Source organism: Nocardiopsis protaetiae (genome assembly GCF_045446735.1).
Taxonomy (GTDB): domain Bacteria; phylum Actinomycetota; class Actinomycetes; order Streptosporangiales; family Streptosporangiaceae; genus Nocardiopsis; species Nocardiopsis protaetiae.
In genome coordinates this window covers 1-1,257 of the sequence record NZ_JBJJBV010000524.1, presented here as the reverse complement: position 1 = coordinate 1,257, position 1,257 = coordinate 1, and the positions used below count along the sequence as shown (strand labels likewise).

The following is a 1,257-nucleotide window of genomic DNA, read 5'->3' as shown; positions in this document are numbered from 1 at the left end:
CCCTCCCTCTCGTCACCCTCCACCACCCTCAACGGACGCCTTCGGCGCGGTCCCTCCCTCTCGTCACCCTCCACCACCCTCAACGGACGCCTTCGGCGCGGTCCCTCCCCCTCTCACCCGGTCGGGGCCCGCACCGGCCTCACCGCGGACATCATCGTCATCGACCGCGGCGCCGCCGGCGGACTGACCGCCACCCTGGACCGGCTCGCCGAACTCCACCCCGACGCGGAGCCGATCGTCGTCGGCGCCACCGGACCCGCCGCCCGGGCCGCCCGGCTCCGCGGCGCCCGCGTCCTGCCCGTCCCCGTGGGCGGGGCCGCGGCCCGCGCACTCGCCCTCACCGTCTCCGACGCCGACCTCGTCGCCCTCATCGACGCCGGACACCTGCCGCGGCCCGGCTGGCTCCAGGCGTGCGCCGGACACTTCGCCGACCCGAACGTCGCCGCCGTCCTGCCGCGTACCCTCGTCGACCGCTCGGTCCCCGCCGGGGCGGGCGCCGCGGCCGTCGCCGCCGTCGCCGCGGCCCGGATCGGCCCCGACCGTGGACCCGACCCCGCACCCGTGCTGCCCTGGGGGCACACCGCCCCCGACCGCGCCCGCCCGGCCGGCGCCGACCCCGGCGACCCGCTGCGTCCCGTCACCGCCCTGGTCCTGCGCCGCTCCGCCGTCACCGACTCCCACCCGTCGCCCGGCCCCTCCCCGGCCGCCGGGAACCAGCACACCCCCGACGGACGCCTCCGGCGCGCCCCCTCCCACCGGCCGTGCGGTCCCTCCCCCCTGGACCCGGCCCTGGGGGCGGGCGCCGAGCACGCGCTGCTGTGGTCGCTGGCCGACCGGGGGTTCTCCGTGCGCCACGAACCCCGGGCCCGGGTGACGGCACCGCCGCTCACCGACCTCGGCGGCTACCTGCGGACCTGCGCCGAGACCGGCGCGGCCGCCGCCCGGCTGGCCCGCCTGCGCGGCACCCGGGCGGCCGGCCCCGAACTCTCCCCGACCGGCGCCGCGGCCCTGGCCGCACTGCTCCTGGGACGCCCGCTGTCGGCGGCGGCCCTGGCCGCCGCCGGGGGTGGGGCACGGGTGGCGGCGCTGGCCGCCGCGGGCGCGCCCCCGGACCGGACCGCCCCCGCGGTCGCGGCCGGACTGGCGCGCCAGGCCCGGGACGCGTCCCGGGCCCTGCGGGGCGCCTGGTGGCCCCCGGCCGCCGCGGCCCTGGCCGTGGGCGCCGTGCGCGTCACCCGGGACCTGCGGCGCGGCCGC

General features: G+C 82.1%; 1 pseudogene. It reads left to right on the top strand.

From position 1 onward, the window contains the following. Window positions 1-1,257, top strand: a pseudogene (locus tag ACJOT3_RS34500) (hypothetical protein); the annotation flags it as partial.